This window comes from Flavobacterium gawalongense, from assembly GCF_007097265.1.
In the GTDB taxonomy this organism is placed as follows: Bacteria; Bacteroidota; Bacteroidia; order Flavobacteriales; family Flavobacteriaceae; genus Flavobacterium; species Flavobacterium gawalongense.
In genome coordinates this window covers 33,946-49,024 of record NZ_VJZP01000011.1, presented here as the reverse complement: position 1 = coordinate 49,024, position 15,079 = coordinate 33,946, and the positions used below count along the sequence as shown (strand labels likewise).

The following is a 15,079-nucleotide window of genomic DNA, read 5'->3' as shown; positions in this document are numbered from 1 at the left end:
CATAATATAGTTATTAAAATAACTATTACTAAAAATAACACATGCTAATTAGATATTATTTACTAATAATTAAATTATATTTTTTTTAATGAATTATGAAAATAGCTAGTTTTTAATTAAATTTGCAGCACAAAGTTATACTTTTCAATTATGATAAAAGAAAAAACCAATACCCCACTTACATTTGAAGATTTCAAAACCGAAGTTTTAAGTGACTACAAAATAGCCACAATAAGCAGGGAATGCAGCCTGTTAGGACGTAAAGAAGTATTGACTGGAAAGGCTAAATTTGGAATATTTGGCGATGGAAAAGAAGTACCTCAGTTAGCTATGGCAAAAGCTTTCAAGAATGGAGACTTCCGTTCTGGATACTATCGTGATCAAACTTTTATGATGGCCATTGGTCAGTTAACCATACAAGAATTTTTTGCCGGTTTATATGGACATACTGATATTGAACAAGAACCTATGTCAGCAGGAAGACAAATGGGCGGGCATTTTGCCACGCATAGTTTGAATGACGATGGAACTTGGAAAGATTTAACCAAACAAAAAAATTCAAGTGCTGATATTTCTCCTACGGCTGCACAAATGCCCCGATTACTGGGATTAGCGCAAGCATCAAAAATATACCGTCAAGTTTCAGGAATTACCAATGCAGCAAATTTTTCTGTCGATGGTAATGAAATCGCTTGGGGAACAATAGGAAATGCAAGTACCTCTGAAGGATTATTCTTTGAGACTATAAATGCAGCCGGTGTTTTACAAGTACCTTTAGTGATGAGTGTTTGGGATGATGAATATGGTATTTCCGTTCATGCAAGACATCAAACAACCAAAGAAAGTATCTCAGAAATTTTAAAAGGATATCAAAGAGAAAGTAATACTAATGGTTTTGAAATATTAAAAGTAAAAGGTTGGGATTACGCCGACTTAGTTGCTACTTATGAAAAAGCCGCCAATATTGCTCGTGAAAAACACATTCCGGTTTTAATTCATGTAAACGAATTGACGCAACCGCAAGGACATTCCAGTTCAGGATCTCATGAGAGATATAAAGACTCGAATCGATTGGCATGGGAAAAAGATTTTGATTGCCTGCGTCAAATGAAACTGTGGATGATTGCTATCAATGTTGCATCACCTGAAGAAATTGAAGCGATTGATTTACAAGCTAAGAAAGACGTTTTTGAAGCCAAAAAAGCAGCATGGAATGCTTTCATTGAGCCTATAGTTGAAGAACAAAAAGAGCTTGTTAGTTTATTGCAAAAAATAGCCGAAACAAGTAAAAACAAAGAAAGAATACTAAAATTGATTACTGATTTGAACAGTATAAAATCGCCTTTGAAAAAAGAGATTCTTGTAACTGCCCGAAAAGTACTGCGTTTAGTAATGAACGAAACTGGCAAAGAGGAGCTGTCTCTTTGGATCACTTCGTATACCAATAAAACCCAACAAAAATTCAGCAGTAACTTATTTTCGGAAACGGATTTAAATGTATTTTCAGTAGAAAAAGTGTTGCCTGAATATTCAGAAAATGCAAAAGAAGATACCGATGGACGCATGATTTTGCGTGATAACTTTGATGCTATTTTTACAAAACATCCTGAAACACTAATTTTTGGTGAAGATGCCGGGAACATTGGTGATGTAAACCAAGGTTTAGAAGGAATGCAGGAAAAATATGGAGAACTTCGTGTTGCCGATGTTGGAATTCGTGAAGCAACTATAATTGGTCAAGGTATTGGAATGGCATTAAGAGGCTTACGTCCTATTGCCGAGATTCAATATTTAGATTATTTATTGTACGCTATCCAAATCATGAGTGATGATTTGGCAACATTGAGATACCGTACGGTAGGTAAACAAAAAGCACCACTTATCATAAGAACACGTGGTCATCGATTGGAAGGGATCTGGCATTCTGGATCCCCTATGGGAATGATTATAAATGCCGTAAGAGGAATACATGTGCTAGTACCCAGAAACATGACTCAGGCAGCTGGTTTTTATAATAGTTTGTTGGAATGTGATGAGCCTGCTTTAGTGATCGAATGTTTGAATGGTTACCGATTAAAAGAAAAAATGCCGTTGAATTATGGCGAATTCAAAACACCAATTGGAGTTATCGAAACTTTGAAAGAAGGTACTGACATTACACTAGTTTCTTATGGCTCTACTTTAAGATTAGTACAACAAGCAGCCAAAGAATTACTCGAAGTGGGTATTGATTGCGAGATTATCGATTTACAATCTTTATTGCCTTTTGATGTTAACCAAGATGTCGTAAAAAGTATTGCCAAAACAAATCGTCTTTTAGTAATAGACGAAGATGTTCCTGGTGGTGCTTCCGCTTATATCTTACAGCAAATTATAGAACAACAAGATGCTTATAATTATTTAGACAGCAAACCGCAAACATTAACCGCAAAAGCGCACCGACCAGCTTATGGCACAGACGGTGATTATTTCTCTAAACCCTCTTCAGAAGACATTTTTGAAAAAGTATATGGAATGATGAATGAGGTAAATCCTTTGAAATATCCAAGTTTGTATTAAAACTTAATTATTTATAAATTGAAATCCCAATCTAATTCAGGTTGGGATTTTTTTTTAACTATTAACAAATAGTTTGTTTTTAAATAATTAAAATAGTAAATTGGTAATCAATCAATTAGTCAATAACCATAATAAAAAATAATATGAAAAAAACAATACTGATTTTAGGAGTACTTTCGATTCTAACAATTGTTTCCTGCAAGAAAAAAGAGGACAAACCATTTGTTCCGCAAGCGGAAACTCCACATGCAACAACAACAACTTCCACTCCGGCAGTTTCTAGGGAAGCGAAAGACAGTACCTCTATAAAAGTAGGTACTGATGGTGTAGATGTTAGTACTAAAGACGGAAATACTAAAACCAATGTTAGTGTTTCTGGTGGTGAAGCAAAAATTGAAATAAAAAAATAACATTCAATTATTCTCTTAATTAAAAGTTATAATGCCGATGTAAATTTTTTATGTTGGCATTTTTTATTTTATTTTAAACTTTATTAAAAAATAATAGAAAATGAACACTTTGGAAACTATTTTAAAAAGCATACAAAATGTCAAAGTGATAGATCATTCTATTGCTCATAAAAATTATATTCCTTTGGATTTATCAACCTTTAATGTTGAATTATCAAAATTGGATATTGGCAATGCTATTGATTTTGAAAAATACATTGAAAATTATTTGACGGCAAACAAAGCACAAGTAGCATTTGGAGGTTACAATGAGGAACGAAATTTGTACAAACGAAGTGCTGTTTTTAATGATACTAAAACCGAAGAACGAAATATTCATATTGGATTAGATTTATGGATAAAAGCGGTAACTCCTGTACTAGCAGCACTTGATGGAATAATTCACAGCTTTAATTATAATGCTGGTTTGGGAGATTATGGTCCAACCCTAATTTTAGAACACAAAATAGAAAATCATATTTTTTATACTTTGTATGGACATCTGTCGTTAGAAAGTATTACAGGAATTGAAATTGGGGATGTTGTTAAGAAAGGACAACAATTGGCAACATTGGGTGATGCATCCGTTAATGGTGATTATGCACCCCATTTACACTTTCAAATTATAAAAACCATAGGAGAAAATTTTGGAGATTATCCAGGTGTTTGCAGCAAAAGTGATCTGGGTTATTATTTAGAAAACTGCCCTGATCCTAACTTATTATTAAAAATTACATAAATTATGAAATCGCCATGATTCAAATAATCATCGAACACAACTAATAATAAATATATTGTGAGATAAACAATAATGAAGAATGGCGATACCATATTCCTATAAAAAACAAATATTATCTACATATGAAAAAAATAATTCTCATTTTAAGCATCGTTTTGCTTATTGGTTGCAAATCTAAAACCGTTGTTAATGTTCCTATACCTGAAGAAGCTAAAATCGTTAAACTAACGCTTTCTGGAATCAGTGAATTTCAAAAAGACAAAGCTTACGAATTAGGAAAAAGAGTCCTAATGACCTGCAATACTTCCAAGTTTAAACCTTTTAACGAAAGTGAAGCAACGGCCTCGGTTATTAAAAATACAACCGAAGAACGATTGACAAAAACTTGTACCAAATTCCGTCAGTATTATGGGACTTTTAAAGACTTACAATTAGTTGAAATCTACAAAAATAATACCGATCAAACAACTATTTTTCGTTATAAGGCATTGTATACAAAAAAAGTAGCCAACAAAGAACTACGCGTTTCAATCAATCAAGAAAACAAGGTTTCGGCTATTAAATCACTGGATTGGGTAGATACTTTTCAAAACAAATAACTTCAAGTAATAGAACTGAATTCATGAATCAAAAAGTCCTGCTTTTTTTATTATTTATCGCAACCATTTCTGTAAAAAGTCAGGAAGTATTGAGTTTTAAAGGCTCTAAACCCTATCGAGCAACGAATTCTTGGAATTTTATTTGTGAAAACTATGCTTTAACTGGAGCTGCAGCTATTCAAATTGCAAAAACAGAAAAAGGAGGAATTCTGAAATTAACCGTTGAAACTACAAACCCGGCATTCAATATTGCGGGAATCGTTTATGTTTATTTGACTGATTATAGCATTATTACATGTTCGGATAAAGGAATTAGGGAAAATAACGGAAATCAAATTGTATCGTATTACTCCTTTTCACCTTTAGAAATGAATAAAATGAAAACTACTGATATTCAATCTATTCGTTTTAACATTAAAGGAATCAGCAGTAAATTTAGTAGTCAAACAGGTAATTTTACTGCTGTTAATAAAAAGACATACTTTTCGACAACTTCTGATAAAATCAAAAAAAATTACGCTACATCAGCAGAAATCACCACATTATTCAGATAGCACGCCAGAAACAAAAAAACTGACACATTTTTAGTAAAATTTTATATCCAAACTATTCATTTTTCTGAAACAATTAATACAGTAATCTCTTTGCGGTTATTTCAAGAATAGTACTATTCCGCACCATTACTATTTCATTAAAAATTCAAATAGCTTCCCTTTGTCGCTGTTTATTCCTAAATTTCAAAAAAAGATAATGACTAGATGTTTCTGTTTTAAAAACAGCACCTATTTAATTCCCTGTTTTCTCTGAACTCACTTTATTAAAAAATGTATTAAAATTAATAATGTGTGAATTATATAACTTTTTTCTTAAGTTATGTAAGTCTTTCTAATGAAATTTATTCGATTTTTACATAATCTGTTAAAAACAAATAATTTGAAACTATACATCAAATACATGGTCAGTAATCGCTGTAAAATGGCGGTAAAAGAGGAATTGAAAAAACTTGGACTACACTTCATTGTTGTTGATTTAGGCGAAGTTGAAATTATGGAAAATATTTCTATGGATCAACGGGAAAAACTTAAATTATCGTTATTGAATTCAGGACTTGAATTAATGGATGATAAGAAAGCCATGCTCATTGAGAAAATAAAAAATGTGATTATTGAAATGGTCCATCATTCCACTGAAAATATAAAAGTAAATTTTTCTGATTATCTAAGTGAAAAATTAAACCACGATTATACGTACTTGTCCAACTTATTTTCGGAAGTACAAGGAACTACAATCGAACAATTTATCATCTCACATAAAACAGAACGAATAAAAGAATTAATTATCTATGGCGAATTGAACATCACTGAAATTGCCTGGAAAATGAATTACAGCAGTGTTGCTCATCTCTCCAGTCAGTTTAAAAAAGTTACGGGACTCTCCCCTTCTCATTTTAAACAAATGAAAGATAAAAGACGAAATCCAATTGAAGAAATTGGAAATGTAAATGCAAATGAATAAATGTCAAAGTACAAATATGCATAAATCTCAATATACCAGAAATTTAATTGAAGCCAGTTTAGGTCCTTTTGTTACTATTAGTTCGGAAGGAAAAATTACTGATGTTAACGAGGCGTCAATAAAAATCACGGGAGTTTCACGAGAAGCATTAATAGGTAGTGACTTTTCTGATTATTTTACAGAGCAAAAGAAAGCCAAAAAAGGATACCAACAAGTTTTTGAAAAAGGATTTATTGCAGATTATCCGCTGACGATAAGACACAAAAACGGAAAATTAACAGATATGTTATACAATGCTTCCGTTTATAAAGATGAAGAAGGAAATGTTCTAGGAATTTTTGCAGCAGCAACAGATATTACAGCACAAAAATTAGCTTCACAATATCCCCTTAGTCTGATTGAAGCCAGTCTTGATCCATTGGTTACCATAAATACTGAAGGCAAGATTACTGATATGAATGAGGCATTAGTCAACATTACAGGTATAACACGAAAAGAACTCACCGGCTCCGATTTCTTCGATTATTTTACCGAAAAACAAAAAGCACGCGAAGTCTATCAGGAAGTGTTTGAAAAAGGCTCTGTAGCTGATTCCCCGCTTACTCTTCGACATAAAAATGGGAAATTGACTGATGTACTGTTCAATGGTTCCGTTTATAAAGATAATCAGGGAAATGTATTAGGAGTAGTTATAGTGGCAAGAGATATTGCCGGGCAAAAATGGGCATTAGATTTACAAATTGCTAACAAAGAGCTGGCGCATCAAAACAATGAAAAAGAAAAACGAGCTGCTGAGTTAATCATTGCTAACCATGAGCTACTATTTCAAAACGATGAGAAAGAAAAACGGGCTGCTGAATTAGTCATTGCTAACAAAGAACTTGCTTTTCAAAACAAAGTTAAAGAAAAAAGGGCCGCTGCATTAATAATTGCAAATAAAGAACTTGCTTTTCAAAACGATGAAAAAGAAAAACGTGCCGCTGAGTTAGTAATTGCTAACAAAGAACTTGCTTTTCAAAATGATGAAAAAGAAAAAAGAGCTAACGAATTAATCATTGCCAACAAAGAACTTGCTTTTCAAAACGATGAGAAAGAAAAACGTGCCGCTGAGTTAGTGATTGCTAACAAAGAACTTGCTTTTCAAAATGATGAGAAAGAAAAAAGAGCTAACGAATTAATCATTGCCAACAAAGAACTTCTATTTCAAAATGATGAAAAAGAAAAGCGGGCAGCTGAGTTAGTGATTGCCAATAAAGAACTTGCTTTTCAAAACGATGAGAAAGAAAAACGAGCTAACGAATTAATCATTGCCAACAAAGAACTTCTATTTCAAAATAAAGAAAAAGTAAAACGGGAAATTGCACATAAAGAACTTGAAGAGCTTAGTTACGCTGCAAAATTAGCTTCGCAATATTCTCTTAGTTTGATTGAAGCAAGTCGTGATCCTTTGGTTACTATAAATACCAAAGGGAAGATTACTGATATGAATGAGGCTTTGGTAAATATTACAGGTATCGATCGTGAAATATTGATTGGTTCTGACTTTTTTGATTATTTTACTGAACCGCAAAAAGCGCGTGAAGTTTATCAGGAAGTATTTGCTGAAGGTTCCGTTGCTGATTCTCCACTTACACTTCGCCATAAAGATGGTAAACTAACGGATGTATTGTTCAACGGTTCGGTATATAAGGATGACAGAGGAAACGTACTTGGTGTTGTGATAGTTGCCAGAGATGTAACGGATCAAAAAAGAATTGCTACTGAATTGGTCGAGGCAAGAGTTTTTGCTGAATTAGCCACAGAAATTGCAGAAGAAGCAAAAATAAATGCTGAAAGTGCCACTATCATAGCTGAAAATGCAGTAAAGGCAAAACAACAATTTTTGTCTAATATGAGTCATGAAATTCGTACACCGATGAATGCAATCATCGGATTTACAAAAGTGATATTAAAAACAGATTTGTCAACGAAACAAAAAGAATATTTAAACGCAATAAAAATGAGTGGTGATGCATTAATCGTGCTCATCAACGACATACTTGATTTGGCAAAAGTAGATGCGGGTAAGATGACCTTTGAGAAATCACCTTTCAAAATGAAGTCTTCCATATCAGCCATGCTCCATTTATTTGAAACAAAAATTCAAGAAAAGAACCTACAATTGGTTACGGAATATGACAATAAAATCCCTAATGTTCTTGTGGGTGATCCAGTTCGTTTGCACCAAATTATTTTAAACTTGGTAAGTAATGCAGTAAAATTTACAGCAATAGGAAAAATTACGGTAAGCGTTCATTTATTACATGAAGATGAAGATAAAGTAGTTATCGAATTTGCCGTAACTGATACGGGAATTGGTATCCCCGAAGATAAAATAGGAAAAATATTTGACAATTTTCAACAAGCCTCAAGCGGTACTTCGAGATTGTATGGCGGAACAGGATTAGGCCTTGCAATTGTAAAACAATTAGTAGAACCGCAAGGAGGCAGTATTCGTGTGAAAAGTAAAATTAATGAGGGTTCAATATTTAGTTTTACCTTAAGTTTTCAAAAAACAAATGCCGATGCTGAATTAGAAAATGAAATGATGGAATTAGATACTGAAATAAAAAACATAAAAGTATTGGTGGTTGAAGATATTCCCCTCAATCAATTATTGATGAAAACACTATTGGATGATTTTGGATTTGATCGGGATATTGCCGAAAATGGTAAAATAGCCATCGAAAAGCTAAAAAGCAAAGACTATGATATCATTCTAATGGACTTACAAATGCCTGAAATGAATGGATTTGAAGCTACAGAATACATTCGTAAAACTATGAATTCAAAAATTCCAATTATCGCTTTAACGGCTGATGTCACTACTGTTGATTTAGCAAAATGCAAAGCGGTGGGAATGAATGATTACCTTGCAAAACCCGTTGATGAGAGACTATTGTATAGTAAAATAGTAGGGATCTTAAAGAAACCAAAACTTGCAAAACTTAGTGCAAAACTTAATGAAAATTTGGAAGAAAAAGATACTACAAAGAAAAAAATAAAATGTATTGATCTGGTATATTTAAATCAGAGAACAAAATCGAATCCAGCTTTAATGATGGAAATGATATCGTTGTATTTAGCACAAACACCTCCTTTAATAAATACAATCAAACAAAGTTTAGCAGATCAAAATTGGTCTTTATTAGGTGCTGCGACACATAAAATGATTCCTTCTTTTTCAATAATGGGAATCAGTCCTAATTTTGAAAATATAGCAAAAAAAATTCAGGAATTTGCAAGTACACAAGAAAAATCAGAAGGAATACACGACTTAGTTCTCCAACTTGAAGAAGTTTGTTTACAAGCCTGCAGCGAATTAGAAGAAGAACTTAATATAATTAAAAATACCATATAATGAACAACAACAATAAAGTAAAAATATTTCTTGTAGATGATGATGCCTTATTTTTAAAATCTTTAGAAATTGAATTTTTGGAGAATGCTGACTTTATAGTTGAAACCTATCCTACTGGGGAACTCTGTATTGCAAATTTATCCCATAATCCTGATGTAGTAATATTAGACTATCAACTTGATGGTATTGTAGAAAATGCTATGAACGGCCTTGAAACTTTGGATAAAATAAAAGCTTTCAATCCAGAAATTCCAGTTGTAATGTTGTCTTCCCAAGATAAAATTGAAGTGGCCATAAACTGCATGCATCACAAGGCATTTGATTATGTAGTGAAAAGTGAAACTGCTTTTGTTCGCTTGCAAAAAATAATCACTGCTATTTTTAAATACCAAAAAATGGAAAAAGAATTAAGTTGGTATATGGATCGTATGTAATCCATTTTACACTATAACTTTGTTTAAATTTCATCAATAAATAAGATTAATCACTCCTGATTTGGTCAAAATTAAAACCAAATTTATTTTAAAAAAATGCGGTATAAAGACACATCAGATCTAGAAATTTCATTGTTATTGGAAGCTATCTATCGGAAATACGGTTATGATTTCAGAGAGTATTCCCAAGCTCATATCAGGCGCAGAATCATGAACAGAATGGCGATATCGGGATTCGAAGATGTTTCTCAAATGCAATCAAAGGTTCTGAATGATGAACCATTTGCTTCCGAACTTTTACAGGATTTATCAATAACAGTAACCGAAATGTTTCGTGACCCTGCCTTTTATAGGTCATTACGAGAAAAGGTTGTCCCTATTTTAAAAACATATCCCTTTATAAAAATATGGCATGCTGGCTGTGCAACAGGAGAAGAAGCCTATTCGATGGCTATTCTTTTGCAAGAAGAAGGCTTGTATGACAGAACTACCATTTATGCCACTGATTTTAACCAGATGGCTTTGAACCGTGCAAAAGATGGAATTTTTTCGAACAAAATGATAAAAGATTACACGCTTAATTATCAATTGTCGGGGGGAAAAGAATCATTTTCCAGTTATTATACTTCCAACTATGATAACGTTATTATGAATCAATCATTGAAAAAAAATATTGTTTGGGCCAATCATAATTTGGTAACCGATAGCGTATTTGCAGAAGTACACTTGATATTATGCAGAAATGTGCTGATTTATTTTGATAAAAATTTACAAAATAAAGTCCAGACTCTTTTTTATAATAGTCTCATTAATGGTGGCGTTTTATGTTTAGGATCTAAAGAAAGTTTACGGTTTACCGATTTGCATGAGGAATATATTGAGTTGGACACAAAACAACGCATATTTAAAAAGAAATATTAAAAATGCATTATGAAGCAATTGTAATAGGGGTTTCTTCCGGCGGCATGAATGCTTTGAAAATTATATTCTCAGCATTACCGGTAGATTTCAATATCCCAATTATCATAGTCCAGCATATAGGGGCGCATTCCGATAGCCAATGGATAAAACTTTTAAATGAAAAAAGTCATCTTGATATCAAAGAAGCGGATGAAAAAGAGAAAATTGAAAAAGGCAAAATTTATATTGCTCCACCTAATTATCATTTGCTAATCGAAAAGGATAAAACCTTTTCCCTTACCATAGACGAGCGTGTAAATTTTGCAAGACCTTCAATTGATGTATTGTTTGAATCAGCGGCCGAAGCCTATAAAAATAAATTAATTGGAATGGTGCTCACGGGCTCTAATAATGACGGGACAAAAGGTATAAAACAAATAAAGGAATGCGGGGGTCTAGCCATTATTCAGGACCCGAAAACAGCAGAATCCGCATATATGCCAAAGTCAGCAATTGCAGCTATTGAACCTGATTATATTTTATCATTGGAGAATATAGTTGAGTTGCTGATAAAAATGGATAAACAAAAAGAATAATTTCGATAAACTTTACAAATATTATAGAATGGAAATGACCCTTGGTAGAAAAATAGTAATCGGATTCATTGCTTGTGCATTGGTACTTTTAGGAGTTGCAATTTTCTCTTTTAAAAACAGTGAAAAATTTGTCGCTTCAAATGCCTTGGTAAATCATTCCAATCAGGTATTATATGAATTCGAACAAATACTGATGTCTTCCGTTGATGCAGAAACAGGAGTACGAGGTTATGTCATTACGGGCGATGACGATTTTCTGAACCCTTTTACATCTGCCAATACAAAAGTAACAGAGCAACTTGACAAAATAAAGGAATTAACAAAAGACAATCCTAATCAGCAAAAGTATATTGAGGAACTTGCGAAAGAGATCAAAATGCGTTTTGATAATTTAAATAAATGCATAGCCCTTCGTAAAACGGATTTTAAAAAAGCTATAGAGTTTGTTGCTTCAGGCGAAGGAAAACAATTACAGGATGAAATAAGAAAAACAATTGATAAAGCACAGGAATTAGAACATACTTTACTTGCCGAAAGAATACAAATCAGTGAAGACGATGCCAGCAGGTTTAATATTGTTTTTACTGTTTTATTATTAATCATTGCTATGATTCTTGTCGTTGTATACACTATCGTTACTGAAAATTTGAAAGCGCTTAAAAGTTCCGAGTCAGAAACTGCCAACAAAAACTGGTTGCTTACAGGTAACTCCGAACTTAATGAAAAATTAATAGGAGACCAAAATATAGCACAGTTGGCAAACAGTACCATTAGTTTTTTATGTACTTACCTAAAAGCCAATATAGGAGCTGTTTACCTGTTTAATGACAAAGAAAATACCCTGATACTTAGCGGAAAATTTGCTTTTTCGTCTGCTAAAGACACTAAAGAAGAATTTAAATTAAATGAGGGATTAATTGGCCAGGCTGCATGGGAACAGAAACAGATTTCTTTAACAGATATATCTGAAGATCAAATACGCATCACTTCATCCGTTCTGAATGCAAAACCAAAAAATTTGCTCATTACTCCTTTTTTGCTTGAAGGTAAAACGATAGGCGTAATAGAAATAGGCAAGCTTACTGATTTCAACGAAACAGAAAAAGAATTCATCAGTGTTTCTATGAACAGTATTGCTATCAGCGTTAATACTGTTCAACAAGCTGAAGAAAAAGAAAAAAGAGCAGCAGAGTTAGCCATTGCCAACAAAGAACTAGCCTATCAAAATGACGAAAAAGAAAAAAGAGCAGCAGAGTTAGCCATTGCCAACAAAGAACTAGCCTATCAAAATGACGAAAAAGAAAAACGGGCAGCAGAGTTAGGAATTGCCAACAAAGAACTCGCCTATCAAAATGACGAAAAAGAAAAAAGAGCAACAGAGTTAGGAATTGCCAACAAAGAACTCGCCTATCAAAATGATGAAAAAGAAAACAGAGCAGCAGAATTAGGAATTGCTAACAAAGAACTCGCCTATCAAAATGATGAAAAAGAAAAAAGAGCAGCAGAGTTAGCCATTGCCAACAAAGAACTAGCCTATCAAAATGATGAAAAAGAAAAAAGAGCAGCAGAGTTAGGAATTGCCAACAAAGAACTGGCCTATCAAAATGACGAGAAAGAAAAAAGAGCTGTAGAATTAAGTTTTGCCAACAAAGAGCTTTCGAATCAAGCTGAAGAACTTCAAATACAGCAGGAAGAGCTCAGACAACTGAATGAAGAATTAGAACAACAGGCGCAAGATCTTAAACAACAGCAGGAGGAGTTGCAAATGACCAATGAAGAATTGGAAGAGCAGACCCAATCATTAGAAGAGAAAAACAAAGAAGTTGAAGCTTCAAAAAATGACATTGAACAAAAAACAAAACAACTTGAAATTAGCAGCAAGTATAAATCAGAATTCCTTGCAAACATGTCACATGAGTTAAGAACGCCTCTTAATAGTTTGCTTATTCTATCAAAAGATTTATCAGAAAACAGAAAGAAAAATCTGGATGACGTACAGGTTGAAAGTGCAGAAATAATTTATAAAAGCGGTCATGACCTTCTTATATTAATTAATGAAGTCTTAGACCTTTCTAAAATTGAAGCAGGTAAAATGTCTATAAACATTGAAAAAGTATCACTGAAAAATTTCACAGATGAACTCCTTCGCGATTTTAAACATCAAGCGCAACAAAAAGGATTGAAGCTTGTTTGCAAATTGGCTGGAGCTTTACCCGAATTTATCTATACCGATTCGCAACGTTTGAATCAGATACTGAAAAATCTTATATCCAATGCCATAAAATTCACCGAAAAAGGAAGTGTAACGATACGCATTGACCCAAATACTGAAACTACTTTGAGTATTTCTGTTACCGATACAGGTATTGGAATATCAGAAGACAAACAAACAGCTATATTTGAAGCTTTTCAACAGGCAGAAGGTGGTACTTCCAGAAAGTATGGCGGTACGGGACTAGGACTTTCCATTTCACGTCAACTTGCAAAACTATTGGAAGCAGAAATTAAATTGAGTAGTGAATTAAATAAAGGGTCTGTTTTTTCTCTTATTATTCCGCTGGAAATACACCCTGAACAAGAGTCTGTCAGTATAATTCCATTGAAACCTGTTTTGTATACACCTCGCTCCGAAAATGAATCAACCTATCTAAATTATGCCACCATAGAAGATGACAGAAATTTAATAAACAAAAATGATAAAGTAGTACTCATTATTGAAGATGATCGAAATTTTGCTTCTATACTTTTAAAGCAAGCTAACAAAAAAGGATTCAAATGTTTGTCGGCTGCCACTGGAGAAGATGGTCTATTGCTTGCTTCAAAATACAAACCTCAAGCAATCATTCTTGATATGGGTTTACCAGGAATCAAAGGGAAACAAGTATTGCATGAGTTAAAAGCAAATCCATCCGTAAGGCATATACCGGTGCATATTATTTCGGCAAATGACCGTTCGCTGGAACCAATCAGAGAAGGTGCCGTAGAATACCTGATGAAACCGATATCTAAAGATGGTCTGGAAGAAGCTTTTAACCGAATTGAAAATTTTGTCAATAGAAAAATAAAAAACCTGCTTATTATAGAAGACAATGAAAATTCCAGAAAAGCAATGAAAATACTCATTGGCAATGGTGATGTAAAATGTTTTGAAGCAGCAACCGGCAAAGAGGCTTTGGAATTGTATGAGCAGAATTACATCGATTGTATTATACTGGACATTGGATTGCCTGATATGAGCGGCTTTGACCTTATACATAAACTGGAGGATATAAAAGGCCATAACATGCCCCCTATTATTGTTTATACCGGAAAGGAACTTACAAAAGAAGAAAATAATCTGCTTCAGAAATATGCGGAGAGCATTATTATAAAAGGTATAAAATCCGAAGAACGATTGCTGGATGAAACAGCTCTTTTCCTTCACCGGACAATAAGCAATTTACCGAAATCGAAACAAATGATTATAAATAGTTTGTACGATAAAGAAGCTATATTTCATTCAAAAAAAATATTGTTGGTAGATGATGATATGCGTAATGTTTTTGCTTTATCCAAAATATTACAAGAACGTGGAATGGAAGTCATAAAATCAGAAAACGGGAAGAATGCTTTGGATATGCTGGATACGCATACTGACATTGATCTGGTATTAATGGATATTATGATGCCAGAAATGGATGGTTACGAAGCAATGAAACGAATACGATCTCAGATAAAATTCAAAAACTTACCTATGATTGCCCTTACCGCAAAAGCCATGAAAGACGATAAACAAAAATGTATTGATGCAGGTGCCAACGATTACATCACGAAACCTATTGATGTGAAACGCTTGCTATCATTGATGCGCATATGGTTAAGCAAATAATAAAACGTCATTGGGAAGGC

General features: G+C 33.2%; 11 protein-coding genes. All 11 read left to right on the top strand.

The annotated features are described in order from the left end of the window. Positions 1-150 precede the first annotated feature (150 nt). The 11 genes from FNW38_RS08105 to FNW38_RS08055 all read left to right on the top strand — a co-directional run bounded on the left by FNW38_RS08105 (position 151) and on the right by FNW38_RS08055 (position 15,059). On the top strand, positions 151-2,559 hold the full coding sequence (locus tag FNW38_RS08105; RefSeq protein ID WP_143387376.1) for an alpha-ketoacid dehydrogenase subunit alpha/beta: 2,409 nt from the start codon (positions 151-153) through the stop codon (positions 2,557-2,559). Positions 2,560-2,702: 143 nt separating this feature from the next. After that, a complete protein-coding gene (locus FNW38_RS08100) occupies positions 2,703-2,969 on the top strand; it encodes a hypothetical protein (RefSeq protein WP_143387375.1) in 267 nt (88 codons plus the stop codon). Between the two features lie 100 nt (positions 2,970-3,069). After that, positions 3,070-3,747 carry a peptidoglycan DD-metalloendopeptidase family protein gene (locus tag FNW38_RS08095; RefSeq protein ID WP_144064753.1) on the top strand — a complete coding sequence of 226 codons (678 nt, stop codon included), beginning with the start codon at positions 3,070-3,072 and terminating at the stop codon, positions 3,745-3,747. Between the two features lie 122 nt (positions 3,748-3,869). After that, complete coding sequence (locus FNW38_RS08090; protein WP_144064752.1) at positions 3,870-4,346, top strand: hypothetical protein; 477 nt, start codon at positions 3,870-3,872, stop codon at positions 4,344-4,346. 23 nt (positions 4,347-4,369) lie between these two features. Next, positions 4,370-4,900, top strand: coding sequence for a hypothetical protein (locus tag FNW38_RS08085; RefSeq protein WP_144064751.1), 531 nt, complete (start codon positions 4,370-4,372; stop codon positions 4,898-4,900). Between the two features lie 400 nt (positions 4,901-5,300). Beyond that, positions 5,301-5,861, top strand: coding sequence for a helix-turn-helix domain-containing protein (locus FNW38_RS08080; RefSeq protein WP_143387433.1), 561 nt, complete (start codon positions 5,301-5,303; stop codon positions 5,859-5,861). A 16-nt stretch (positions 5,862-5,877) separates the two neighbouring features. Next, the gene (locus FNW38_RS08075) at positions 5,878-9,261 is read left to right on the top strand and encodes a PAS domain S-box protein (protein ID WP_235890172.1); all 3,384 of its coding nucleotides are present in this window, start codon (positions 5,878-5,880) and stop codon (positions 9,259-9,261) included. Continuing rightward, positions 9,261-9,695, top strand: a complete 435-nt coding sequence (locus FNW38_RS08070; RefSeq protein WP_143387371.1) for a response regulator — start codon at positions 9,261-9,263, stop codon at positions 9,693-9,695. The genes FNW38_RS08075 and FNW38_RS08070 overlap by 1 nt, the downstream gene beginning before the upstream one ends. 96 nt (positions 9,696-9,791) lie before the next feature. Further along, complete coding sequence (locus FNW38_RS08065; protein ID WP_143387370.1) at positions 9,792-10,616, top strand: CheR family methyltransferase; 825 nt, start codon at positions 9,792-9,794, stop codon at positions 10,614-10,616. 2 nt (positions 10,617-10,618) lie between these two features. After that, positions 10,619-11,191, top strand: coding sequence for a chemotaxis protein CheB (locus FNW38_RS08060; RefSeq protein WP_143387369.1), 573 nt, complete (start codon positions 10,619-10,621; stop codon positions 11,189-11,191). A 28-nt stretch (positions 11,192-11,219) separates the two neighbouring features. Continuing rightward, on the top strand, positions 11,220-15,059 hold the full coding sequence (locus FNW38_RS08055) for a response regulator (RefSeq protein ID WP_143387368.1): 3,840 nt from the start codon (positions 11,220-11,222) through the stop codon (positions 15,057-15,059). Positions 15,060-15,079: the final 20 nt, after the last annotated feature.